This is a genomic window from Methanobacterium veterum, from assembly GCF_000745485.1.
Taxonomy (GTDB): domain Archaea; phylum Methanobacteriota; class Methanobacteria; order Methanobacteriales; family Methanobacteriaceae; genus Methanobacterium_D; species Methanobacterium_D veterum.
In genome coordinates this window covers 219,413-245,023 of sequence record NZ_JQJK01000014.1, presented here as the reverse complement: position 1 = coordinate 245,023, position 25,611 = coordinate 219,413, and the positions used below count along the sequence as shown (strand labels likewise).

The window sequence follows — 25,611 nt, the reverse complement described above, 5'->3', positions numbered from 1 at the left end:
CATCAATCTCCATTTAAATTAGAAGGTAATTTAACAACTGAAAGCCAAAAATCTTCAATAGAGTTTATAACTTTAAGGAACTGGTCAAAATCCACAGGTTTGGTGATATAACAATTTGCATGATTATTATATGTTTTAATTATGTCTTCTTCAGCACTGGAAGTAGTTAAAATAACAATTGGCACGCGTTTTAAGATATCATCTTCCTTCAATTCTTTTAAAACTTCACGTCCGTCTTTACGGGGTAAATTTAGATCGAGTAAAATAACATCAGGTCTCGGTATATCAGTATATTCAAACTCCTGATTTAAAAAGGCCATTGCCTCTACACCGTCCTTTACCACGTACAATCTATTTTTGGTTTTTGTATCTTTGAAGACTTCTTTTATGAGTCGTGCATCTGCGGGATTATCTTCAACCAGTAAAATATTTATTGGATTGGCCATCATTGTATTCCCTCCTATGAAGTATACTTTTTAAAAGCACAAATTCCATATATTAATTTAAAGTATTATATCTTTTCTGACTATTTAATAAATTTTGTAGTGAGTAATCAATTATTTTAAACAATGTTAAAATATTTTAACCCACAGGTTAACTTAAATAAATTAAGTTATAAGTTTAAAATATCATTAGATAAAAATATGGCATTAAATTTTAATTTTAGTTTAAAAATCTACTAAAAATAAGAATTCTAAAAATATAGAGTACATTTTATTATTTAAATGTGAAACATAAATTACAAAGCTACATTTAAATTATAATCTTACCATATATGTTAATGGAATTAACCTCCCATTTTTCATACTATAAATTTTATATGGATAAGTAAATCTAAAACATCATTATGCCGAATGCAAGTATTATTGAATTTATCGGTGCTTAACTAAATTCAACTTAAATTATTTAAACAGCAAAATTTTGCAGGCATAGGCATTTGATTTAATTTAAAATCATTTAAATAATGATGATCTACATGTTTAAATCACAAATCTAATAAGTTATGGCACTAAAATTAAATTAGTAAACAAATTAACTTAATCTATTCTTAAATCTACATAAAGGAGAAGTGAGATGACCAACGACAATATTCCAAAGGACTATGATCATAAAAAAGAAGCCGTATGGCAGGATAAATGGCAAAGAGACGATACATATAAGTTCATAGGTGACGGAACAAGGCCAAATTACATAATTGATACACCTCCACCATACCCTACAGGTGCTACCCATATGGGGCACGTCTTAAACTGGACATACATAGACATAATAGCAAGATTTAAAAGAATGCAGGGCTATGATGTCCTTTTCCCACAGGGTTGGGACTGCCACGGGCTCCCTACTGAAGTTAAAGTAGAAGAAACCCATAATATCAAAAAAGGAGATGTTCCAAGGGCTAAATTCAGGGAAATGTGTGTAGATCTTACACGTACAAACATCAAACAGATGAAATCCCAGATGCTGTCAATGGGTTTTTCACAGGACTGGTCCAGAGAATTTGTGACCATGACGCCAGAATATATGAAAAGGACACAACTGTCCTTTTTAAAAATGTATGAACAGGGTTTGATTTACAGAGGAATTCACCCTGTAAACTGGTGTCCAAGATGTGAAACTGCGATAGCTTTTGCAGAAGTTGAATACCATGAAAATGAAACCTACCTAAATTATCTGGAATTTCCAGTTGAAGAAAGTGAAAAAGGTCTCATGATAGCAACAACCAGACCTGAACTTTTATCAGCTTGTGTAGCTGTCGTTGTACACCCTGAAGATGAAAGATATAAAGAAATGGCAGGGAAAAAAGTAGAAGTACCTTTATTTGGGCGCAATGTTGAAATAATAACTGATGAAGAAGTTGATCCGGAGTTTGGTACTGGTGCAGTTATGATATGTACCTTCGGTGATAAAACTGACGTTTTATGGGTAAACAAATATGATCTTGATATAATAGAAGCACTGGATGAAAAAGGTGTGATGAAAGATGTTTCATGCAAATATGCTGGTATGAATACCCAGGACTGTAAAAAACAGATCATTGAAGACCTGAAAAATGAAGGGTACCTCAAAAAACAGGAAAAAGTAGACCAGAACGTTGGATTATGCTGGAGATGTAAAACTCCAATAGAGATACTGGTTAAAAATCAGTGGTTTGTAGCGGTAAAAGACCTCATACCTGAAGTACGGGAAGCCAGTGCTGAAATGAAGTGGACTCCAGAGCATATGGAAACCCGTCTTTTAAACTGGACAGGTTCCATGGACTGGGACTGGTGTATATCCCGTCAAAGGATATTTGCAACCCCTGTTCCAGTATGGTACTGCAGCAAGTGTGGGAAAGTACATCTTGCAACTCCAGATATGCTCCCAGTAGATCCAACACAGGACAAACTAGAAGAAAAATGCGAATGCGGTAACGAAGAATTCATCGGGGAAACCGATGTACTTGATACATGGATGGACAGTTCAATAAGCCCTCTTTCTATTACCGGCTGGCCTGATGAGGACTTTAAAAAATATTACCCTGCATCACTCAGGCCGCAGGGGCACGACATCATAAGGACATGGGCATTTTACACAATACTCAGGTGTAAAGCACTTACAGGGGAAAAACCATTTGATGAAATAGTTGTAAACGGAATGGTATCTGGTGAAGACGGCCATAAAATGAGTAAATCAAGGGGCAACACCATATCACCAGAAGAAGTGCTTGAAGAATACGGTGCAGATGCTCTCAGGCTTTGGGCTGCAAACAGTGTCCCAGGTTCTGATGTTCCTTTTGCATGGAAAGATGTAAAATATGGATATAAATTCCTTAGAAAATTCTGGAATGCATTTAGATTTATAAATATGCATATACAGGACTTTAAACTGAGCATAAGTGAAGAAGAAATCCAGAAGAACTTAGATCCTATGGACAAATGGATATTATCAAAATTAAACCGTTTGCTTGCTGATGTAATGGGTTCAATAGAGTCATATAATTTTGCCAATGTCGTGAACAGTATTCAGGCATTTATCTGGCATGATTTCTGCGACGAATACATTGAAGCTGTAAAATACAGGCTTTACAATGATTCTACCGAACTCAGCATGACAAAAGAAGCTGCACAATATACGCTTCAAACTGTTATATCAACCTCATTAATTATGCTGGCTCCGCTGACTCCTCACTTTGCAGATGAAATTTACCAGTATGTTTCTGATACTGGTATAAGCATCCACAAAACTCTGTGGCCCGATGTAAACTTTGAATTAATTGATGAAGCAGCAGAGGAAACTGGAAAAATTGGAGTAGAACTTATAGGAGAAATCAGGAGATTCAAGGCATCCAAGAAAATGCCTTTAAATGCAAAGATTAAAAATCTAAACATATACACTCCCGATCCTGCTTTAATTGGCCAGATCGAAAACCTGGAAGAAGACATTAAAGGTACCATGAGAATAGAAAGTTTAGATGTGATGACAGGAAAACCAGATATTAAAGAAAAAGTGGTTGAAATTACCCCAGTCATGGCAAAAATAGGCCCTGAATTTAAAGGAGACGCTCCTAAGATTGTAAAGTATTTGCAGTCTGAAGATATGGATGAAATTGTGGCAACTCTTGATAATGAAGGAGAAATCACAATTGAAGGTAACAAATTGACATGGGACCATATTGAAGCCAAGAAGGTAGCGGTTGGTAAGACTGGAGAGAAGGTAGAAGTAATTCACGCATCTAATTTAGATGTAATTTTAGAGGTAATCGTTTAAATAACTAAAAATTTCTAAGGATTTTGCACCGCTTAAAAATAGAAAATTTTTAAAAATTTACGTGATTCAATGGAACTGGAAATACAAAAAACTGATAAAATTGAAGGGGTTATCAAAGCTCCTCCTTCCAAAAGTTACACCCACAGGGCTATTATAATTTCATCACTTGCAGAGGGGAAATCTACACTCAATGACCCCCTGTACTCTGAGGACACACTTGCATCTTTAAATGCATGCAGGGCACTTGGATGTGAAATTAAAAAGGAAGATGATAGATGCATAGTTAATGGTACTGGAGGGGTCTTAGAAACACCAGAAGATGTTGTAGACCTTAAAAATTCAGGGACAACACTTAGAATAATGACTAGCGTCTCGGCTCTTGCTTCAAATTATACGGTTTTAACAGGTGACAGCTCACTTAGAACAAGGCCCATGCAGGATTTATTAGACGCCCTTAAAAGCCTGGGAGTTACAGCATTTTCATCTAGAGGAAATGGAAAACCACCAATATGTATCAAAGGAGGGTTTAAAGGAGGTAAAACCGGTATAAAAGGTGATATAAGCTCTCAGTTTATTTCATCTCTTCTTATTGCATCTCCCTATGCCCAGAATTCTGTTGATATCAACGTGAAGGGTGATTTCATCTCCAAACCATATGTGGATATGACAACAGACATCATGGAGAAATTTGGAGTTAGTCTAGACTATAACAAAAAACAGGGATCATTCCATATAGATCCCCAAACCTACAAAAGCCGGGATTATACAGTTGAAGGAGATTATTCCTCAGTTTCTTATATAATAGGAGCTGCTGCAGCACTTAACGGCGAAGTTACAGTAAAAAATGTTTTTAAAGACTCAAAACAGGGAGATAAACAAATATTAGATATTGTCAAGGATATGGGTGCTGAAGTTAAAGTTAAAAAAGATGAAGTTACAATAATTGGACAGGGAGAACTTAACGGTACGCATGTGAACCTGGAAAATGCTCCAGATCTGCTGCCTACTGTTGCAGCGCTTGGAGCCATATCAAACGGCGTTACAACTATTGGGAATGTTGAACACGCCCGTTTTAAGGAAACGGATAGGATTCATACCTGTGCCCTTGAACTCTCAAAACTCGGCGTAAATGTTACAGAAAAAAAAGATGGGCTTGTAATTAAAGGAGGAGCTAAAGGGGGAATAGTTAAATCTCATGGAGACCACCGCCTTGTAATGGCGCTCTCGCTTGTTGGATTAAAAACAGGTGGTTTAACCATAGAAAACGCGTCGGTTTATGATATATCTTTCCCTAATTTCCCAGAGGCTATGAAAAGACTTGGATGTAATATAAAAACAAAATAGAACCATTAACTAAATTTTATTTAATCCTTTAACTACAAGGTACACTACTGCAAAAAATTTTCCCACAAAAAGCAAATATCTATTTAGTGCTTTAACTACATGGTAATCTATTTAATTACTGAAAATATAGTATTTTTATTACAAAAAAGGGGAACCAGATGGACATGACAAGAAAAAAAGTAACCAAAATCGTAATTCTTGGGTCAGCCGATTCAGGGAAAACAACTGTTATAGAAACTCTTTTAAATAGAAGAGAAGAAAAAGTAACCAAAATAGAATGTAACGGTACGACAGTTTCACTTGATTACGGAAACACCATTATTAATGGTAAAAAAGTCCATATTTTCGGCACTCCAGGTCAGGAAAGGTTCAAGTTCATGAGGGAAATATTAACTACTAATTTAAGCGGTGCAATTGTAGTAGTTGATAATTCTGTAGGCGTCACAGACATGGATATCAGAATACTGGAAGCACTAAACGGCGGAAACATTCCCTATGTAGTTTTTGTAAATAAACAGGATATAGCTCCAGGAGATCTTGAATCCGAATATATAAAACCCCATACTCCACTAATTCCAACCACTGCAACAACAGGAGAAGGAATTCAAGAAGGATTAGAAGTTCTTTTAAACTTAGTATAAAACCTTAATAATTTTAATTTTCTTTTATTGATAATATGTCTTCAATTATTTTAGGACCATCAACCATCGCAAGCCAGTTCTGGTGTGAAATGGCAGTTGACTTGAGGCGCCAGTACGGTGAAGTTCAAACACCAGAGAAAGAAAAAGGCAGTGAAATTCATAAAGACAGATTTCTTGAGGTCTTAGAAGAAATAGTAGTTGAAATAAAGACTCCTGCAGATAAACTTCATTCTAATGTTCATAACATGAACGTAGAACTTGATCTGTACCAGAAGGAAGGTTTAACCCGTGAACTACCTATTTTATCTAAATTTAAAAATGCACTTATAAAAGGCATTATTGATGAGATTAAACTTGTAGAAGAAGTTGAAGGCCTAAAAACATATAAAAGAACTCAAATAATTGAGATGAAAACACGAAAAAGCCAGAACCCACCATCATCCCAGCAGATAATTAAAGATAAAATGCAGGGCATGATTTACTGGTATGTACTCAACGCCATGATAAATGGAAAGACTGAAATGGGAGATTTCTGGTCTGCTTATGGAGTAGATCTAATTGAACCTGATTTTAATGAAATTATTTTAAGTGAGGAATATATGGAAAGCCTTGAAATCCCCAAAAATGAACAAAAAGAAATTGGTACTCTACTGGGGGTTGGAACACTTATAACTGAAGTTATCCATAAATTTAAGGAACTCCCCGAACTATCCAGAACCATTGAAATTATTTATATAAATCAAAAAACACTTACTGAAGTCCACAGAGAAAAATATAAGTTTGATGAAAGATTTTTTACCCGTGGAATGGAATGGGCACTTGAATACTGGTCTGGAAAACGAAGCCCTACCTCTGTTGGAGAAGCAAACAACTGGAAATGCAACTTCTGCGGCTATTACACTCTCTGCCCTGCTATCCACAAGAAATGGAAACAAGGTGATTGAAATTCAAACTCAAATGAAAATCAAAGAAATAATGGACAGGCTCCACAAATACGTTAAAAAGCCTGTGAAAAACCCGAATCCATTCAGGGTCTTGATTACAACTATTTTATCCCAGAGAACACGGGATGAAAACACAGATGAAGCGTCAGCTACTCTCTTTGCAGTATACAGAACACCAGAACAAATCGCCAATGCTCCCACTGAAGAAGTAGAAAAATTGATCAAAAAAGCGGGCTTTTTCAGGGTGAAAGCAAAGAGAGTGAAGGAAGTTTCAAGGATAATCCATGAAGACTACAAAGATGTCGTTCCTGATGATATAAATGAGCTTCTGGCTCTTCCGGGAGTGGGAAGAAAAACAGCAAACTGTGTTCTGGTTTATGGGTTCAGATTAAACGCGATTCCCGTAGATGTACATGTGCATCGAATATCAAATAGATTAGGACTTGTAGAGACAAAATCTCCCGATGAAACTGAGCTTGAACTTACAAAAATTGTCCCTGAAGATTACTGGCTTGATTTAAATGAAAGTTTTGTGAGGTTTGGACAGGATATCTGCAGGCCTATTGGGCCAAAACATGAAGAATGTCCGATTAATGACCTGTGTGATTTTTATAGGGATATGAAGAATGAATCCTCTTAAAAAATAAAATCAAATAATCAATTATTACTTCTTTATATATCTGATTATTCTTCCAAGCTATTTTATGCAATATTTTCTCCTACTTTTAAAAATTAATGTGCTAATATACACCTTTCTTAATTTATCTACAATATTATTTCAGCAGCACTTTTTTTATTTCATGTAATCTTTGTTATTTTTATGTAAAACTGCGCTTTAACTACTCTTAAAAAACAGGAATATCTCATTTAAGTTCATTTTTAGAAATTGTTAAATAATACCGATCATATAATTAATAATACTTCTCTTAGTAAAATTATTAGTATTGAAGGTCGGATATGCGTGGGAAATGTTATGTACATAGCATCATTTGCATTGATCGTTCTTACTTTAGCTGGTGCCTTGAGTTTGGTTAACTTAAACGATTATTTTACCAAAAGCAATGCTTATGACAGTACAGCACAGACAATTGACCCCCACGATGATATAAAAATTTTAAATGAACAGATGGTTAAAACCGAGCCAGATAAATATATGATCAAAGGCCAGTCACAAAATACAGGGCAGTACAAACTGAGGTATGTTTCTATAACCGTTAATTTTTATGATAAATATGGTAATTTATTATATTCCAGCTTTGACGCTAAAAGCTACATTAGTCCCGGGGAAACATGGAAATTTGAAATTCCCTATCGAAAATCAAGTATTCCCTACTCATATAGTGTAAAAGTTGGCCCAACTTTACTTAAATAAACAGCCAAGTTTCATTTTGGAGAAATAAAATGCCTCAGTTAAGAGACGATTACAACATTTTTGCAGGACATGACTTACAGCGGACAAAAGCCCTTGCAGACGGCGTATTTTCTATTGCAATGACAATTCTTGTGCTCGAACTAAGTATTCCATTTTTTGGATCAGTTCACAGTGAAGGCGATCTGTTTACAGTTCTACTGCAGGTAGCGCCGAGATTACTGGTTTATTTCATGAGCTTTATCACTTTAGGAATTTTCTGGACAGGCCATTCCCTTCAGTATACTTTTATTGAGGAAAGCGACCGACATTTAAACTGGATCTCTATTTTTTTCCTGATGTTTGTTGCACTGATACCCTTTACTACTGCCTTTTTAACTGAATACATCACATTCAAACTAGCGATAGGAGTTTACTGGCTAAATATTTTGATCCTTGGAATTTTCACATATATCCACTGGCAATACGCATGTAAAAGCGGATTTATATCACGTGAAATCCCTGAAAAAGTTGATAAATCACTACGAAACAGGATCATTACTGCACAGATATTTTATGCCCTTGCGGCACTCATGTGTTTCATCAGTACATACCTAAGCATTGTAATTCTCATTGCAATTCAACTTAATTACGCCCTTGCACCAAGCTTTAGACATATATCTAAATAATTCCAAATCCAATTAAAAACTATCTTTCAGCAAGCTTTTTGATCCCTTTTTGAAACTTAGGAGGGATATAAATAACAGGCTGTTTAATTGAAACAGCTTTATCCCTCAAACCTTTATCTGCAGTAAAAAGAATTGAATCTGTGGCTACAGCAACTTCCAGAATCATGTCATCTTCAGTATTTATAAGTTTATTCCTATTTTCAGGCCAATCTATTCCATAACTACAATACAGGATATCTATTTTTCTTTCAGCTTCTAATTCCTTTAACTTATTTATTTCATTGTAAAACCCTGCCTTTAATTTTCCTTCACATAAAACTAAAACTATTTCTTCAACAAAATCCGGAATTAATATCTCAAAGCCGTCTAAAAAATCCAGTTCTACTACTCTTGAGAGTGTATGGGATATTAAAATGCAAATATCTGGTAAAATCCTAGTAATTCAGATCAGCTCCAATTTCATTTAATCATGATAAATTTGTTTAGCTAAAATTTAATTTAATCCATTAACATTTAAAGTCGATTTTAGTTAGATTATATTTTATTTTTATTGTTTTAATTATTTTAATCAAATGCCAGAACAGCCGATTGCAAAAATAGAATTTAAAACAGTTCTACAACTTCCAAACTTATTTCATTCAAAATTAAGACTTTTAGAGTTAAATATCGACATATTGATGATGTGCCTTATTCAAGTAATGGCAGGTTAAAATTTCATTTATAATAATTTTTGATTTTCATATTTATTTTGTTTTATCAATTAATTCATAAAATAAATTAATATTAAATAACATAATAATATTACTTATAATATTAAAGGGAGATGAAACTGTGATCAATATAGATAATTTTCCGGCAGAATTGAGATGGAAAATTGCTGCCCAATCTGCAAGTTCACTGCTATTAACTCATGAAAAAGTATATAAAGATATCTTAGGTCCAGATTACAAAAAAATACAGCCATTAATGGATACTATTAATTATATATCATGGATTCAGGATGGAAAAAATGCAAGTATTCTATCAAAATATCTAGGACTTCCATTCAAGACTGCAGAAGAAATTGAGAAAACCAATGAATTAGTCTCAGAAATACTTTATGGGCCAGAAATAAAATATAAAAAAATTTATGCAGTTGGACATCATGCAAAAAGCCAGATAACGAGCTGTCCATTTTTAAATAGAAGCAAAGAAATAGGTTTTGAAAGTAAAAGTCTTTTTGAAAACTGCAGTGCTTATCATGAAACATTTGTTAGTAATTTGAACCCCAAATATTCAAAAAAATTCACAAAAGCAATGTGTAAAGGTGATGAATACTGCGAAGCTGTTACTGAATTAAAAGAGAGTAAATAAATAGAAACTGTTAAAAATAAAAGTTTCTTATAAGTGAATAACCCAATATTTGGACTAATTATAAGAAATTTGATTAGTGCCTAATGACATAAAGTCATGTTATTCACTATGAAATTTATTTACCAAGGTCGGCAACTTCTTCTGCAAAAGCCCCAAGCACTTTTTTGGATAACCCCTCAACGTACTTGAGTGATCCAGCACATTCGTGGCCGCCGCCGTCTATCCCTGCTTCAGGAATTCCTTCTGCGAGTTTTGTAACAATGGTATTCAAATTAAATCCAAATTTTTCATTTACAGCATCTGTTGCCCTTATAACTCCAAAATCAGGGCCAAAAGAAAGTGTTATAATTGGATTTTCTTCCCCATACTTTTTAACAATTGTATCATGCACATAACCTGTAGTTTTACCAGGGGCAGGATAAGTGAACTTATGAGCATATTTTTCAACATCTAAAACGTTGAATATTACTCCATTAGGGAGTTTTTGGGTTTTAAGATTAGGAAGTGCCGCTCTAAGCTGGTTTTTAACTCTCTTTTGAGATTCATTGTAAAGCGCCCCTATGAGCTTTACATGTTTATCATAATTTCCAAGGCCCAGGATTGTATCTATAATACCTCTACCGTTCATGAACCTCAGATAAAATGCCTCAAAATCGACACATGTTGCAATTTTATCAAGATCTTCCCTTGTATAACCTTTTTCTCCGGCAAGTTCTATGTACTTTTCAGCTTCCTCCGAGCTTGCATGGTCTCCAACTGCAGCAATACCCGGTAAATGCATTAAGCTTTCCTTAACTTCAGGATTTATCATTTTTGCCACTTCATATGCAAGTGCCCCTGCTGTTATCTCAGAGTTGCCACCAACAAGGTAAGGATTCACGTGTACGTCCACGTAATCATCCACAGCTACCCTTTCATTTTCCACTTCACCAGGATAGTGGTGGTCAACAACTACAATTTCAATATCGTAGATCTTAGCCTTTATAAGCGCCACAATATCTTCTTCAGTGGACCCGTTATCAAGGAGAACTATTAAAGGCAATTTTTGGCCGTGTCTTTCCATATCCTCAAGTGAGAATGAAAGGTCCTTTACTACATCTTCTATCTCATAGAAAGGAGCTTTACTTGGAGCTCTCTTGAAGAAATGCCATTCTGCATCACTGCCAGGATTTATTTCTCTTATTAAAGGAATTACTGCCTTTTCAATTGCAACCCCTGCACATATCCCATCTGCATCTGCATGGTGTCTTACAAGGATAGATCTGCCGTCGAAAATAGCTCTTCTTATTGCTTTTGCAGCATTAGCCATTCTTCCCCTAAGCTTATCCAGGACTTCACTTTCAATCAGGATTTCTGTTGTTTCAGGCATAGCTTTCTCATCAATTGCCTCATCAATAAGCCTCCTTGCTTCAAGGGACTCTTTACCATGTAGTTTTTCAATTGATTCCGATTCTATCTGTATCTTACCGCTGTGAATAGAGACTTCACCAAGTACTTCAACAATATCCCCAATGTTTATGTGAGGATATACTCTAATTCCAGGCTCATCAAATGCAGCTACCCATGTAGTGGAGGTTTCATCTGAAATTGTAAAAATGGTAGGTCCAGAAGTCTGCTGGATCTGAATTACTTCCCCAACTATCCTTACAGATTTTTTGACTGATTTTTTAGTGATTTCACCAATAGGAGTTCTTGCAATATTTTTCCTGAGTTTAACAAGCTCATATTTTCCCTTAAGATTTGATAATGTAAGGTCAACTTCTCCTTTGGCCTTTTTAATATCAATTACTTTAACAATAACCTCATCACCAACATCATGACCTAACATTCGTCCTCTAACTAGGCCATAACCTTTTTTTGAGAGGCTTACAAATATTCCCCAATCTTCGACTCTTGTAACCTTTCCTTTATAGTGAGAACCGAGTTCAAGATCATTTATATCACATGAAGGGTGTAATGCATATACTTTCTCTTTAACTTCGCAGCCTTTGCAGTAATCGCCTGATTCTATCGTTTTACCGCATTTTTTACAGACATTAATTTCGCCTTTACCGCCGCATTCTTCGCATGTTTCTGTTACTTCAACTTCCCCTTTACCTTTACAGACATCACAGGGAACTTCATGTTCTTCTCCTAAATCAAACCGTTCCATCGCCCCTTTTGAAATACCTTTAACATGCTTTTTAACATCTACTTCACTTTTTACGCCGCTTCCATGGCAGCTTTCACAAACTTTGTAACTTAGGACTTTATGTCCTTTACCTTTACATTCCAAACAAGTTTTAATCATAAAATACCTCAACTCTGAATTTAGGTCTAAAAATATAGCCTATATAAAAACCGTCAAAATTTAAAATATTGACCTACCAAAATGGTTTTGTGACTTGATAAAATACGAAAAATGCAAAAATCCATGTTTTTGCCTTTTTTACTCCGTATTTTTGATACAAAAAATAAAAACTGTTAAATTCAATTTTAAATTTTGAATTATTCACCAGTATTATTAAATTTAAATCGTTATTTACTAATTCGTCTTTCCCATTTAAATACATTCATGTTTCATTTTTAATGAAGTTATATCCTATGTTTTAATTACCAGTGTTTTTTGTTAGTTTACTAAATAGAGTAATTCCTGTAAAATAATAAATCAATATCAAGATTATATTCAATACTATTTAAATTTAGATGGATTTTGTCTTACTAAATTATCATTTGCTGTTTCATACTGGATTGATCTGTCCATGTAGCTATTTGCAAGCGTTACGTGAGAATTTCCATTTGTACTATCCTTCTGTTTAAAGTAAGTAACAGCCTGTTGAAGCTCTGAAGTTGCATTAATCCTGGCATCTATTTGTACCATAAGGTTCTGAATATATTGTGTAAATACACTATCTTTAGAGTTTTGAGCGTAACTTAAAGCATTTTTAGCCGAAGTTTTTGCTGAATTAAATTCAGATAGTGCACTGTCAGCATTTGAACTGGCATTATCAAGCGAATATTTGTTTGCATTTGTTACTGCAGTATTATAATAACTGTCCCCATTTTTAATATGATTACTTATGGTGGAAGAAAGTCCGTTTATACCGCTTGCATCTGACTGAATACATCCAGATATAGCAACTATGGCCATCATAAATATTACAAGTAGCAATGGGAGAATTTTATTTTTCATATTTACCTATTAGACATTTAATTTTCAAGTATAAAAATTTTCTATTTTTAATATTCGTAAATGCAAAGCATGCAAAATTCTTTGAATTTTGCTGCATCAAAATCGAAGATTTTGATAACATTTACTCAACTTTAAAATTTTACTATTTTAGTAAAATTTTAATGTTCGGAAAACGTAATTTCCTCAACTTTAAAATCTTACGATTTTAAACATGAAAAAATCTTTGATTTTTTCAAGCTTTAAAGATTTTCTATTTTTAACTGAAAAATCTTTAATATTCGTAAATGCGAAGCATGCAAAATTCTTTGAATTTTGCTGTATCAAAACGAAGATTTATTACAACCTGCAAAATTCTTTGAACTTCCACTGCTCTGCAAAACTAGAGGTTTTATAAGCATGCAAAAAAAATCAGAGATTACTAAAAAAAATCATATATTAAAATAAAAAAATTAATTGGAAGTCTAAGACCCCCTTAATCATTTAACTAATTTAAACTGATTTCCATAATCCATGGATACTACAATATTCCCTGGCATTGATTACATTTACACTTTCTAAATCAATTTCAAATTCAGCTTCTGGTTTATCGCCTGGTTTAAGCATTTTTCTATAAACTCTACCATCTGTAGCTATTTCTATCCATTCTATAAAATGATTTTCTTCCATAGGGTGTGGAATTGAACCTATCTTAACCTTAATTCCATTATCTGTTTTTTCAACTACTGGAACATGTTTTTCAGACCCTGAATCATTGATTTTTTCTTCAAGCAACTGCATTTCCTGTCCGCAGCATACTAGTTTCCCTGCACCTGCATGAAGGACATCAACGATATTTCCGCAGATATTGCACCTGTAAACCTGATTTTGTTCTGTCATTTTGATTCCTCTTTTAATATTGTTCACATTTAATTTCAAAGTATTTTGCCGGATGATCACACGATGGACATTTTTCTGGAGGCTCTGTTCCAATATATACATGTCCACATTTTCTACAGGTCCATTCTACTTCCTTATCTTTCTTGTAAAGGGTACCTGCTTCTATTTGTTCTAAAAATTTTCGATATCTTTCCTCATGATGTACTTCTGCATAACCAATTGCAAATAATCTGTCACTTATATCTATAAACCCTTCTTTTTCTGCAGTATTCGCAAATTCAGGATACATTTCAGAATTTTCATAATGTTCTCCTGCAATTGCTGATTTAAGGTTTTCTACTGTTGTCCCATAGATAACAGGTGCGGCAGCGGATTCAACTACAATTTCTTCAAGAGGTTCTCCACTTTCTGCTTTTAAACCCTGGATCATTTTCATTAACCATTTAGCATGCTCTCTTTCATTATCTGCAGTAATGAGGAAAATTTCAGCCAGTTGTTCGTACCCCTCTTTTTTTGCAACTTTAGAATATAAAGTATATCTATTCCTTGCTTGACTTTCACCAATAAAGGCCTTTGCTAAATTTTCCATTGTTTTTTGCATAGATATCACCTTATTTTATTTTATAGGTTCTTTTTTATAAATTTTTATCGATTAAAAAAAAATTATAGTTTACATCAAATCTAATAATCTAGAACATTTTAACGTATTTAATTAAAATTTAAGCAATTATAATACATATTATTAACTATTAAAATACTTAGTCCATTTAATGGATTAGATATTATCTTAATTCCATTTTATTTATATAATTCAATATAAATAACTATTTACCATTATTTTTAGCAGTTATTGTTCTTATTATCAACTTAAAAGCGTTGAATGCTAAAAATACAGGCACAAATATTAAAAGAATATAATATATGTTTGAGAGCCATGAAGTTAAAAAATCAAATGTCATTATCATATTATCATACTTATTTTGTTATTAGTAATAAATCAGTTTAATGGTTTCCTAAATTTTATATTAATAAAAATTTAAAAAGTAGTAATAATTATAATATTTCTGGTTGTAATATTATGAAAAAAAGTAAAGATCTTAAAAATATGGGAGAACTAAAATCATTCTGGATTATAGATACTCCCTATACTAATTTTAATCCATTAGAAAAAGAATTATCCGTTGATGTAGCAATTTTAGGTGCCGGTATTGTTGGAATTACATCTGCATTACTTTTAAAAGAAGCAGGATTATCAGTAGCATTAATTGAAGCCGAACGGGTTATCAAAGATGTAACTGCAAATACAACAGCAAAAGTCACTGCTGCCCACAACATCATATATTCTAATCTTGAATCTCACTTTGGTAAAGATGGAGCACGTATTTACGCAGAAGCTAATCAAAAATCTATAGATAAAATTGAGTCCATTATAAAAGAAAGAAATATAGACTGTGATTTCAGGCGCTTACCATGTTATATTTACAGTGAAAATCCAGATGAAAGAGATATGCTTAAAAAAGAAGCTAAAGCTGCAGCAGATGCAGGACTCCAAGCCACATATGTTGAATCTTCACCACTACCCTTCGAAATAGCAGGAGCTGTCCAGTATGAAAATCAGGCAGAGTTTCACCCAAGAAAATACCTTCTGAATTTAATTGACAGTATTCCCGGTGATGGCAGCTATATATTTGAAAATACAAGGGCACTTAATGTGAAAGAGGGTGATATTAATGAAGTTATTACAGATAAAGGCTCAATTAAAGCTAAAAATGTAATAGTTGCAACACATTTTCCAATTTACGACCCACGTCGTTTATATTCTAAGATGTATCCAAACATGTCCTATGCTCTGGGCCTTTACTTAAATGAACCATTTCCTAAAGGCATGTATGTGAGCACACAGCCAACTGTGACTTACCGTTCTTCCCCATCAGATAAAGGAGATATTGTTATAGTGAGCGGAGCAAACCACAAGGTAGGACATGAACTTGATACAGCAGAATCTTACAGAAAATTAGAAAAACATGCCCGTGATCACTTTGATGTTAAATCAATTGATTACCACTGGTCTACACAGGACAACATCACCCTAGATAATGTCCCCTATATTGGCAAAATAGAATCTAAGTCAAAAGGAGTTTATGTAGCGACTGGATTTATGAAGTGGGGAATGACAAATGGAACAGTTTCAGCCCTGATTATCTCTGATTTAATTTTAGGGAATGAAAATAAATGGAGTTCATTCTTTGACCCATCTAGATCAATGCCCAAACTTGAATCTACAAAAGAATTCATTGAGACCAATGTAGACGTTTTTAAAGAGCTAATTGGAGGTAAAGTGTCAAGACCAAGTTCTATGGATCTATCCATGTTGAAAGAGGGAGAAGGAAGCATATTAACTGTTAAAGGCAAAAAAGCAGCAGTTTCAAGGGATGAAAATGGTAAAATTCATATTTTATCTCCGGCATGCGTACATTTAGGCTGTCAGGTAGTCTGGAATACAGCCGAAAAGACGTGGGATTGCCCATGCCACGGTTCGCGTTACAGATATGATGGAAAAGTTATCCACGCACCTGCACTGGGAGATCTCCCAGAATACGAAGATTTAGAAAAATAGATTTTACCGCCCTTATTCACTTATTTTTAATACCTAACACAATAATTTGCATATATTAAGACATTATGTTAATTAATCCCTTTTTTAAGATAATATCAAAAGATATTTATCTATAAATATAATAAAATGTTCTTTTATAATGGATCTTTAAAAGGGAATTTTATGGAAAATAACAACAATATTAAACTAACAACTTTAATTATTGCAACACTGGCATCATTTGTTTCGCCGTTTATTGCAGCAGCAATCAATATCGCGCTTCCTGCAATTGGATCAGAATTTCAAACAAACGCTATTTTATTAAGCTGGATACCTACCTCATTTTTACTTGCATCTGCCATGTTTGCAGTTCCATTTGGGAGATTAGCAGACATATTTGGGATGAAGCGCATTTTTACATATGGAATTATAACTTTTACCATCGCATCATTTCTATGTGCAGCTGCACCTTCATCAATGTTTCTCCTTGCATTCCTGGTCCTTCAGGGAATTGGATCTGCAATGATATTTGTTACCAGCATAGCAATTGTAACCCACGTATTTCCACCAAAGGAAAGGGGAAAAGCCCTTGGAATAACAATAACATCAGTATATGTGAGTTTAGCACTGGGGCCTGTCTTAGGGGGAATAATGACACAGGTTTTAGGCTGGAGAAGCCTTTTCCTCTTAATGATACCTGTAGGCTTAATAGTTCTTGCACTCACTTTCTGGAAATTAAGGGAAGAATGGGCAGCATGTAAAGGTGAAAAATTCGATTTATGGGGTTCTGTAGTTTACAGTATATCACTTTTCCTGATTATATACGGATTTTCATTACTTCCAGAAATAACAGGAGCCATATCAACTGCTCTTGGAATAATTGGAATGATAGGCTTTGTTATACTGGAATTAAAAACAAAAAGCCCTGTATTTGAGGTTAAGCTGTTTAAAAATGCAACTTTCGCATTTTCTAATTTAGCATCATTGATCAGTTACAGCGCCACATTTGCAGTGGTTTTCCTCCTGAGCCTGTATTTGCAGTACATAAAAGGTTTAAGCCCAGGAAATGCAGGGCTGATTTTAATAGCCCAACCAGTTGTTATGGCCATATTAGCTCCTATTGCAGGCAGGCTTTCAGATAAATACAATCCACGTTTAATCGCATCTCTTGGTATGGCACTTACAACAATAGGTCTTCTGTTATTCGTCTTTTTAAACGCAAATACAAGCTACGAATTTATAATAGCAGGCCTAATTATACTCGGTGCAGGGTTTGGACTTTTCTCATCTCCAAATACCAATGCAATCATGGGGTCTGTTGAAAAGAGATTTTATGGAGTGGCATCTGCATCTGTTGGAACAATGAGACTAATTGGGCAGACACTGAGTATGGGAACAGTTCTAATCATTTTCGCCCTGTACATAGGAAATGTTCAAATTATGCCTTCTGAGTATCCTGCACTTCTGTTGAGTGTTCAGATCGCCTTTATCGTGTTCACGGTGCTTTGTTTTGTTGGTATATTTGCTTCACTGGCTAAAAGTAGGGAAAGTAAGCAGTAGTTCAAATACACTAATAAACCTCCTATTTTATTTTATAAAAGTTAAATAACATTAATTAGTTTCATTTTTTAATTAAAGGCTTAATAAAAGAATAGTTACTCATAGATTTATCTAAAATATTTTTAAATAAAATATGAGAGATTAAAACTCGCAAATTATTAAATTATTGGTTATTAAAGCTTATTTATACAGATTTATTATAATCAGTATTTTCTACTTCCCTGTAATTTGTGTACTTATTTGCTAAAACAAGGTAAAATATAAGTAGTAAAAACAACATTACAGAACAATTGATTAGACGTAAAAGAGTGACTTCACAATGAAGAGTATAAAAGAAATTGCTGAAATTTTGAGTGCAGATTTATCGGAAAGGGAATTAGGAAATCCTCATTTTAATTCTGAGTATAAGTCATGTCCCCTAAATAAGAAATATTTTCATGAAATTAATTTTGCTACAAAAGACAGGAAAATTGCATTCGTTGACGGAGGTAATCAAGAATTGCTGCCATCTCCTGTATCATCAGTACAACTAAACCGTGTTTACTTTAGTATATTTAAAAATAATAAAAGAGTTCCAATTAAATCAGGAATTCCCCAAAGAATAGAATTTCTTTCTTACACCTCTTCCCAGTTAAAAGGCGACGATATTAATTTTGAAACAAAAATAAGACCAGTAAAAGATAAATTCAGCCCATATTTACCTGATGAAAGAGATCTCCAAGCAAATGCCCGTAAAGAAAATGTGGAAGCCGGAACACAAGTTGGGATGGATAGAATGGCATCCATGGCCCGAAGATTTGCCGAATGGAAAATTACAGGACATGTTATAGAGTCAGAACTAGAACCCGGAGATATTATTGTAAGAGATGGGTCTCTTCAAACTGGCCATCAAAGAGAATATAAATATGAAGAAGATGTTTTTAGAAAAGCAATGGACAATGATGTAATTATCACAGGTTTATCTAAAACATGCAGGTTAGCTACTGATACCCGAGTTTCACTTATTGATTCTATTCAAAGGCTAGCAGATGACACGGAAATTAAATATGATAAATGGTGTTATTACCCCGTTGCATGGAGCAAAGATACTAACCGTGAGCATAAAGCTGTAATTATGGTCGTAAAATTAAATAAACATGCCCACACTGCATTTAGGTTTGAAATATTCAAAGAACAAGCTGAAACTATGAGTGATAAGGAAATATGTGAACTAGTTTCATGCATTGCAGATAATTCTAAAGATATTAAAGTACCAGGATATCCATACGGGCTTATTGATGCAGATTTATGGGCTAGAGTTAAGAATGAAGAAATGGAAGGTTATAAAGCAAAATTGTACTCTGAACTTTCAAGAATGGGGACCTGGAAACAGGTTAATCCACTGATCAAAATTGTAAATACACATGAAAAATTAGATGGGCAGTAACTGAGGTAGATGTAATGACTAATGAAAGAGGCCAAATTATAGGCGGCGGACTAAAAGATATTATCATAAGAGAAAAAAATGGCGAAAATTTAGAACTTGGTGAACTTTTAATTGTTGAAAATGCCTCCCAATCAGACGAAAGAAATTATACTATCCTTCAAGTTAAAGATATTGAATATAAAAGCCAGGCCCATCAATCCACCCATGAACTGCTTTCAGGTATGAAATTAGAAGGCTACGACCCTGATCTTGAGTTTATGGAACCCGAGTTGACCAATTATAATTTAGGACGAGCTAAGTCATTACTCTATGTTCAGGAAAAGATAACAGGCGGTGAAAGAGAATATATCACCAAAAGTCCAAAAAGACTGCCTAATTTTTTCAGTCCCATTAAATCCATTGAAGAATCCGATTTAAAATTCCTGGAGCCAAAAAATATCGAAAATTCAATTTATTTAGGCGATATTAGAAGTGGCTCAACTGTAGAAGAAGGAATTAAAGTTTATATTGACTTGATTAAATCATTGACACATCACATTTTAATCCCGGCTACAACAGGTAGAGGGAAGAGTAATTTAGTTAAAGTAATGCTCTGGAGTATTTTAGATACTGAAGGAGCAGGCATTCTTGTTTTAGATCCTCATGATGAATATTATGGAGACAGTATTAAAATTGGCCTGCGGTACCACCCTAAAAAAGATGAAAAACTTGAGTACTATTCTCCAGATAAAGACAATGATGATGCAGTCACATTAGCTATAAATGTAAAAAAAATACGGCCATATCATTTCAGCGGTATTGGAGGATTTTCATCAGCCCAAACTGAAGCCATAAGAACAATCTATAACAAATATAAGTCAAATTGGATAACTAAAATTGCTAAAGGAATAGATAGAGATGTCCTGAAGGAAATGGGAGTTCATGAAGGGACTGCTGAAGTTTTAAAAAGAAAAATTGAAACAAAATTAGGTGTATATTCTGTTGATATTGATGAGGATAATCCTGCAATGGGTAAAAAATGCATATTCAATAGTAATTTGTTTGTCGGCGGCGACTATGGATTATCAACGGTAGAAGATATTGTTGGGGCATTAGAAGATGAAAAAGTTGTTATTATCGACAGCTCAAAATTAAGTGACTTTGAAGAACTGTTCATAGGTAGTATCATAACCAGCAATATATTTAATAAATACAAAAGATACAATTCTAAAGAATTAAATAATAAACCCGTTATCAGTATTGTAATCGAGGAAGCACCGCGAGTTTTGGGCCAGGATGCAATAGAAAGTCACGGTGGAAATATTTACGGCACAATTGCTAGAGAAGGCAGAAAGTTCAAAATAGGTTTGATTGCAATTACTCAATTATCCAGTGTTATTCCTAGAGCGATTTTAGCCAACATGAATACCAAAATTATTTTAGGAAATGAAATGTCACCGGAGAGATCAGCAATAATTAACAGTGCATCCCAGGATTTATCAGACGATGAAAGAATTATTGCCAGCCTGGATAAAGGTGAAGCTATCGTCAGTAGCGTTTTTACCAGATTTGCCATTCCTATTTATACTCCTGAATTTAAAAAATATGTTAAAGAATATTTAGATGAAATACCTCAAGACAAAACAAAAGACCTTAAAACTATGGTCATAGGTTGATAAAGATGTACAAATTTGCTCACGTTGCAGACTGCCATTTAGGAGCTCAAAAATATTCTGAATTAAAAGAATTAGAAATTAAAGCTTTCAATACATGTTTAGATACATGTATAAAAGAAAAAGTTGATTTTATTATCATCGCAGGGGATTTATTTCATTCGAATCTCCCAGACATGAGTGTTGTCAAACAGGCCGTTGGAAAATTAAAGGAAGTGGCAGACAAAGGAATTCCAGTTTATATTAATTACGGCAGCCATGATTTCAGCCCCAATGAAACTTCAATCATCGATGTAATTACTGAAAGCGGCTTACTAAAAAAGTTATTCAACGGTTACGTTGTTGAAAATGAACTTGGAGAAGAAAAACTAAAATTGAAGTTCATCACGGATAAAAAAACAGGGGCTAAATTAACAGGAATATCAGGGCGAAAAATGGGATTAGATGATGCCTATTACAATATGCTGGATAAAAAGAGCCTAGAAGATGAAGACGGCTTTAAAATTTTCGTCTTTCATACATCCATTAAAAATTTACTTCCTGATTTTTTATCTAAAATGGATGGAATTGACATTAAAAGGCTGCCCAAGGATTTTGATTACTATGCTGGGGGGCACATACACCAGAAAATATGCGAAACCCAATTAGAAGGTTACAATGTCATTACTTATCCTGGGCCTCCTTTTGCTGGTTATCCTCGAGATTTAGAAATAAGCGCAAAGGGTGAAAAAAGAGGATTTTTCATTGTTGAATTTGATGAAAAGATTAAAAGCGTTAATTTCTGTGAAGATAAAAATTTTTACGAATTAGATCTAGCCAAATATGATTTTTTATCATTTAAGGCAGATGATAAAAACTCAAACCAGCTCTACGATGAAATTTTAGAAAAAATAAGACAGCACGATGTTAATGAAAAAATAATTATCCTAAAAGTAAAGGGAGAATTAGCTGGAGGCAAAACATCCGATATCAATTTCCATGAAATAAGGAGAATTCTTAAGGAAGCAGGAGCATTACACGTAAGTATTAACCATCACGGGCTTGTTTCAAAGGAATTTACAAAAATCCGTGTTAAAGGAGAAACCACTGAGGAAATAGAGGAAAATTTACTTTTAGAAAATATACGCAACATAGAAGTGGGTCAAGAAGAACTTAATACAAAAGAAGGGGCCAAACTTGCTGTTAATTTATTAAAAGCACTGCGAAAAAGCCCTAAACCTAATGAAAAGAAATCAGATTATAAAAACAGGATTCTGAGCGAATCATTAGAAATACTGGATTTAGAGAGGCAATAATGATTTTTAAGACGCTTTCATTAAACAACATAAGGAGCTATAAAAATAATGAATCTATAGCGTTTCCAATTGGAACATCGCTCTTTGAGGGAGATATAGGTTCTGGAAAGTCCACACTATTGATGGCTATCGAATTTGCTCTTTTTGGTCTTGGAAATCAGAAAGGTGATTCTCTACTTCGAAAAGGTTCAAAAAAAGGATCGGTAACTTTAGAATTTGGTATTGGTGAAGATAATTATTTAGTTCAACGTTCTTTAATACGAAAAGAAAACGACGGACCAGTTAGGCAAGAAAAAGGAATTTTAGGCATTAATGGTGCAAAACTGGAGCTATCTCCATCTGAAATCAAGGAGAAAATTTTAAAAATTCTCAATTTCAAGGAACCCCTTAACCCCCGGGCCCAAAGTGTCATATTCAGATATGCAGTTTATACACCCCAAGAAGAGATGAAATATATACTCTCCCAAAAGCCTGATGAAAGGCTCCAAACTTTAAGAAAAGCTTTTGGTATAGAAGATTACAAAATCGCTGCTGAAAATGCAAATATACTGTCCAGGTCAATTAAAGATAAACTCATTGAACTGAAGACTGAAACAAAAGACTTAGATGATAAAAAACAGGAATTATTTGTGTTAAAGGGTAACTTAGATGCAAATAAAACTAAAAATACAAAATCTCAGGCACGCGGGGAAGAGCTGGATATTTTACAAAAAACCCAGAAGGAAACACTTGAAAAACTTCAGGAGTCAGAATTAGAGCTTAAAAAGATACAAGTTGAAATCCCTCATCTAAAAAAACAAATTGAAGAAAAAGAAAAACTGTCCATCAAATACCAAGATGAAATTAAAACCTGCGGGGAAGAAAATAAGCTGAAGTTTATCCCTCAAATTGAAACCCTGGAAAAAATTGAAAAACCCACAAATGAAACTGAAGAAGACCTGAACAGTAAACTGACCGCTATTAGAAAAATTATCAAAGAACACGACAGTTTAAAATCTAACCTAGCTCTCTTAAATGACAGTAAACAGTCAACTGAAAATGAACTTGGGGAAAATAAAAATAAAACTTCTGAGGAGCTTTTAAAGGAAAAAGATGCATTAATTCTTAAAATAAAAGAAAAATACGATGCTTTCAAGCTTGATAAGGAACAGGTGCAGAAAATTTCTGAAGATATATACAAATTAGATGTTGAAAAATCAGAAACTCTGAAAAAATTGAACAATGTGAATGGTTTGGGCGAATTATGCCCTATCTGCGGCAGCGTATTAAATGAAGAGCATAAAAAGAATTTGAAGAATGAAAGCGACGAAAAAATCAAGAAAATGAATTCAAGATCAAAAATATTAAGCCATGTAGAGCTAAAAGGGAAAAAACAGTTAGAATCAGAAGAAATAGAAATAAAAACCCTTGAAAATAATTTAAATGACTTAAAATTATTAATAGAGAAGGTATCACGTTTAGATGATTTAAAAAATAAGATTAATTCTATTTACATGAAACTAAATAGATTTGATAATGATTTAAAATTAATAATAGACAGTACTGTTGAATTTGATGAAACTGACAAATATATAACTCATTTTGAAACCCTGCTTGATAAACTCAAAGAGTACAACCAGAGCCAGAAGGATTTAGAGAACTTTAAATATCAATTTAAAAAGAATTTTGATAAAATAAAAGAAAATGAGGGAAATATTGTTGTTTTAACTGCAGAAATTAATTCATTAAGACAGAATTTAGTCACTTTCCAGGGAAAGTTAAAAGAATTAAAAAATATACCTAATGAGATTGCTGAGGTAAAATTCAATTACCAGAAAACAGAGGAAGAGTTCCAGGCAGTGAAAGAAAAAATAGTTGAGACCAAAACCATTGTAGAAAAACTGCAAGAGGATATATCAAAAGTTAAAGATGAAATCAATAAAAAGGAAAACCTCAAGAAACAGTTAGACAAGTTCAATGATTATCATATCTGGCTCAACGACTATTTGATTCCTACACTCAGCTTGATAGAAAAACATGTGATGCAGAAAAGGTATGAAGAGTTTAATGGCGATTTCCAGAAATGGTTCAGTATCCTGATTGAAGACATCTCAAAAACAGCTAAAATTGACGAAGAATTTACACCAATTGTAGAACAGGACGGCTTTGAACAGGATATCAATTATTTAAGCGGCGGCGAAAAAACCAGTGTGGCATTAGCCTACCGTTTAGCCCTAAATAATATCGTTCAGAAAGTTTCTACAGGAATGAAATCCAATTTGTTGATATTAGATGAACCGACTGATGGGTTCAGCAGGGAACAGTTATATAAAGTTAGAGAAATTTTAAATGAACTGGACTGCCCGCAGGTAATCATTGTATCTCATGAAAGAGAACTTGGGAGCTTTGCAGACAATGTATTTAAAGTGGAAAAAATCGATGGAAATTCCTGCGTTACTTTAAGCGGATAATTTTTATTTTAAATTTTATTTTATTCAAATTAATTTTTTAAGATTTAATATTAAAGATCTTACCATATATCTTTGTATTATTATTTCAATATTACATAATATAAAGAAACCCGCTCCAAATGGCACTAACAAATATATACATAACCCACCAATTTACATTATTAATCATTATGAAATATATTTATATTATAGGACGTTCCGTAAATAATCTGTTAAAATTAAGAGAGTTAAAGGAAAAACACAGTTAACGCACATAACGGGCGTTTAACGTCAAAATCAAAGTATAAAAAATAATTAATTTTTGCTTCGTCAAAAATCCGCGATTTTTAATAGATTTTAACAGTTTTTTCCTGAACCCAAATATGAAATATTTAGAGGTTGAAGGAAATTTAGGATGAAATTTCTGAACATTTGAAATCTACGATTTCGATGTTTGAAGAAGATAGCAGGAGAAAAATGCTTTGCATTTTTCTCTGCTGGAGGAAATATAATTTCCTCAGCCGCAAAAACGTAGTTTT

The 25,611-nt window shown here is 33.7% G+C and carries 20 protein-coding genes; 14 read left to right on the top strand and 6 right to left on the bottom strand.

Annotation, left to right across the window (positions count from 1 at the left end; genetic code table 11):
- Positions 1-2: 2 nt before the first annotated feature.
- On the bottom strand, positions 3-449 hold the full coding sequence (locus EJ01_RS07115; RefSeq protein WP_211251422.1) for a response regulator: 447 nt from the start codon (positions 447-449) through the stop codon (positions 3-5).
- Between the two features lie 625 nt (positions 450-1,074).
- On the opposite strand from EJ01_RS07115, the gene EJ01_RS07110 reads away from it, so the two are divergent.
- The 7 genes from EJ01_RS07110 (at position 1,075) to EJ01_RS07080 (ending at position 8,713) form a co-directional block, all read left to right on the top strand.
- Positions 1,075-3,747 (top strand): valine--tRNA ligase, encoded by a 2,673-nt coding sequence (locus EJ01_RS07110; protein ID WP_048081117.1) that lies wholly within the window; start codon positions 1,075-1,077, stop codon positions 3,745-3,747.
- 69 nt (positions 3,748-3,816) lie between these two features.
- Positions 3,817-5,091: a 3-phosphoshikimate 1-carboxyvinyltransferase gene (gene aroA, locus EJ01_RS07105; RefSeq protein ID WP_048081118.1), complete on the top strand. Its 1,275-nt coding sequence runs from the start codon at positions 3,817-3,819 to the stop codon at positions 5,089-5,091.
- Between the two features lie 158 nt (positions 5,092-5,249).
- Positions 5,250-5,732 (top strand): GTP-binding protein, encoded by a 483-nt coding sequence (locus EJ01_RS07100; protein ID WP_331275690.1) that lies wholly within the window; start codon positions 5,250-5,252, stop codon positions 5,730-5,732.
- A gap of 35 nt (positions 5,733-5,767) precedes the next feature.
- Positions 5,768-6,676, top strand: coding sequence for an exonuclease V (locus EJ01_RS07095; RefSeq protein WP_048081119.1), 909 nt, complete (start codon positions 5,768-5,770; stop codon positions 6,674-6,676).
- 31 nt (positions 6,677-6,707) lie between these two features.
- Positions 6,708-7,316 (top strand): endonuclease III domain-containing protein, encoded by a 609-nt coding sequence (locus tag EJ01_RS07090; RefSeq protein ID WP_394296662.1) that lies wholly within the window; start codon positions 6,708-6,710, stop codon positions 7,314-7,316.
- 333 nt (positions 7,317-7,649) lie between these two features.
- On the top strand, positions 7,650-8,048 hold the full coding sequence (locus EJ01_RS07085; protein WP_048081121.1) for an FxLYD domain-containing protein: 399 nt from the start codon (positions 7,650-7,652) through the stop codon (positions 8,046-8,048).
- Positions 8,049-8,077: 29 nt separating this feature from the next.
- On the top strand, positions 8,078-8,713 hold the full coding sequence (locus tag EJ01_RS07080; RefSeq protein ID WP_052375936.1) for a TMEM175 family protein: 636 nt from the start codon (positions 8,078-8,080) through the stop codon (positions 8,711-8,713).
- A gap of 19 nt (positions 8,714-8,732) precedes the next feature.
- Here the strand turns inward: EJ01_RS07080 and EJ01_RS17250 are convergent, their stop codons facing one another.
- Positions 8,733-8,879: a PIN domain-containing protein gene (locus EJ01_RS17250; protein WP_157197568.1), complete on the bottom strand. Its 147-nt coding sequence runs from the start codon at positions 8,877-8,879 to the stop codon at positions 8,733-8,735.
- A 665-nt stretch (positions 8,880-9,544) separates the two neighbouring features.
- Between EJ01_RS17250 and EJ01_RS07075 the strand changes: the two genes are divergently transcribed.
- A complete protein-coding gene (locus EJ01_RS07075; protein WP_048081122.1) occupies positions 9,545-10,066 on the top strand; it encodes a hypothetical protein in 522 nt (173 codons plus the stop codon).
- A 115-nt stretch (positions 10,067-10,181) separates the two neighbouring features.
- Here the strand turns inward: EJ01_RS07075 and EJ01_RS07070 are convergent, their stop codons facing one another.
- The 4 genes from EJ01_RS07070 to rbr all read right to left on the bottom strand — a co-directional run bounded on the left by EJ01_RS07070 (position 10,182) and on the right by rbr (position 14,715).
- Positions 10,182-12,356, bottom strand: coding sequence for a DHH family phosphoesterase (locus EJ01_RS07070; RefSeq protein WP_048081123.1), 2,175 nt, complete (start codon positions 12,354-12,356; stop codon positions 10,182-10,184).
- A 381-nt stretch (positions 12,357-12,737) separates the two neighbouring features.
- Positions 12,738-13,238 carry a hypothetical protein gene (locus EJ01_RS07060; protein ID WP_048081125.1) on the bottom strand — a complete coding sequence of 167 codons (501 nt, stop codon included), beginning with the start codon at positions 13,236-13,238 and terminating at the stop codon, positions 12,738-12,740.
- Between the two features lie 489 nt (positions 13,239-13,727).
- On the bottom strand, positions 13,728-14,114 hold the full coding sequence (locus EJ01_RS07055) for a desulfoferrodoxin (RefSeq protein ID WP_048081126.1): 387 nt from the start codon (positions 14,112-14,114) through the stop codon (positions 13,728-13,730).
- A 13-nt stretch (positions 14,115-14,127) separates the two neighbouring features.
- The gene (gene rbr / locus EJ01_RS07050; RefSeq protein WP_048081127.1) at positions 14,128-14,715 is read right to left on the bottom strand and encodes a rubrerythrin; all 588 of its coding nucleotides are present in this window, start codon (positions 14,713-14,715) and stop codon (positions 14,128-14,130) included.
- Between the two features lie 477 nt (positions 14,716-15,192).
- On the opposite strand from rbr, the gene EJ01_RS07045 reads away from it, so the two are divergent.
- The 6 genes from EJ01_RS07045 (at position 15,193) to EJ01_RS07020 (ending at position 25,093) form a co-directional block, all read left to right on the top strand.
- A complete protein-coding gene (locus EJ01_RS07045) occupies positions 15,193-16,731 on the top strand; it encodes an FAD-dependent oxidoreductase (RefSeq protein WP_048081128.1) in 1,539 nt (512 codons plus the stop codon).
- A 162-nt stretch (positions 16,732-16,893) separates the two neighbouring features.
- Complete coding sequence (locus tag EJ01_RS07040) at positions 16,894-18,270, top strand: MFS transporter (RefSeq protein ID WP_048081129.1); 1,377 nt, start codon at positions 16,894-16,896, stop codon at positions 18,268-18,270.
- Between the two features lie 319 nt (positions 18,271-18,589).
- On the top strand, positions 18,590-19,696 hold the full coding sequence (locus EJ01_RS07035) for a DNA double-strand break repair nuclease NurA (protein WP_048081130.1): 1,107 nt from the start codon (positions 18,590-18,592) through the stop codon (positions 19,694-19,696).
- A 14-nt stretch (positions 19,697-19,710) separates the two neighbouring features.
- Entirely contained in the window at positions 19,711-21,351 is a 1,641-nt protein-coding gene (locus EJ01_RS07030; protein ID WP_048081131.1) for an ATP-binding protein, read from the top strand.
- A 5-nt stretch (positions 21,352-21,356) separates the two neighbouring features.
- Positions 21,357-22,643: a metallophosphoesterase family protein gene (locus EJ01_RS07025; protein WP_048081132.1), complete on the top strand. Its 1,287-nt coding sequence runs from the start codon at positions 21,357-21,359 to the stop codon at positions 22,641-22,643.
- A complete protein-coding gene (locus EJ01_RS07020) occupies positions 22,643-25,093 on the top strand; it encodes an AAA family ATPase (protein ID WP_048081133.1) in 2,451 nt (816 codons plus the stop codon). The genes EJ01_RS07025 and EJ01_RS07020 overlap by 1 nt, the downstream gene beginning before the upstream one ends.
- The last annotated feature ends 518 nt before the right edge of the window (positions 25,094-25,611 follow it).

Coding starts and splice junctions, on each gene's coding strand:
- EJ01_RS07115 (WP_211251422.1), bottom strand. CDS start 449: ATGATGGCCAATCCAATAAATATTTTACTGGTTGAAGATAATCCCGCA.
- EJ01_RS07110 (WP_048081117.1), top strand. CDS start 1,075: ATGACCAACGACAATATTCCAAAGGACTATGATCATAAAAAAGAAGCC.
- aroA (WP_048081118.1), top strand. CDS start 3,817: ATGGAACTGGAAATACAAAAAACTGATAAAATTGAAGGGGTTATCAAA.
- EJ01_RS07100 (WP_331275690.1), top strand. CDS start 5,250: ATGGACATGACAAGAAAAAAAGTAACCAAAATCGTAATTCTTGGGTCA.
- EJ01_RS07095 (WP_048081119.1), top strand. CDS start 5,768: ATGTCTTCAATTATTTTAGGACCATCAACCATCGCAAGCCAGTTCTGG.
- EJ01_RS07090 (WP_394296662.1), top strand. CDS start 6,708: ATGGACAGGCTCCACAAATACGTTAAAAAGCCTGTGAAAAACCCGAAT.
- EJ01_RS07085 (WP_048081121.1), top strand. CDS start 7,650: ATGTACATAGCATCATTTGCATTGATCGTTCTTACTTTAGCTGGTGCC.
- EJ01_RS07080 (WP_052375936.1), top strand. CDS start 8,078: ATGCCTCAGTTAAGAGACGATTACAACATTTTTGCAGGACATGACTTA.
- EJ01_RS17250 (WP_157197568.1), bottom strand. CDS start 8,879: ATGATTCTGGAAGTTGCTGTAGCCACAGATTCAATTCTTTTTACTGCA.
- EJ01_RS07070 (WP_048081123.1), bottom strand. CDS start 12,356: ATGATTAAAACTTGTTTGGAATGTAAAGGTAAAGGACATAAAGTCCTA.
- EJ01_RS07060 (WP_048081125.1), bottom strand. CDS start 13,238: ATGAAAAATAAAATTCTCCCATTGCTACTTGTAATATTTATGATGGCC.
- EJ01_RS07055 (WP_048081126.1), bottom strand. CDS start 14,114: ATGACAGAACAAAATCAGGTTTACAGGTGCAATATCTGCGGAAATATC.
- rbr (WP_048081127.1), bottom strand. CDS start 14,715: ATGCAAAAAACAATGGAAAATTTAGCAAAGGCCTTTATTGGTGAAAGT.
- EJ01_RS07045 (WP_048081128.1), top strand. CDS start 15,193: ATGAAAAAAAGTAAAGATCTTAAAAATATGGGAGAACTAAAATCATTC.
- EJ01_RS07040 (WP_048081129.1), top strand. CDS start 16,894: ATGGAAAATAACAACAATATTAAACTAACAACTTTAATTATTGCAACA.
- EJ01_RS07035 (WP_048081130.1), top strand. CDS start 18,590: ATGAAGAGTATAAAAGAAATTGCTGAAATTTTGAGTGCAGATTTATCG.
- EJ01_RS07030 (WP_048081131.1), top strand. CDS start 19,711: ATGACTAATGAAAGAGGCCAAATTATAGGCGGCGGACTAAAAGATATT.
- EJ01_RS07025 (WP_048081132.1), top strand. CDS start 21,357: ATGTACAAATTTGCTCACGTTGCAGACTGCCATTTAGGAGCTCAAAAA.
- EJ01_RS07020 (WP_048081133.1), top strand. CDS start 22,643: ATGATTTTTAAGACGCTTTCATTAAACAACATAAGGAGCTATAAAAAT.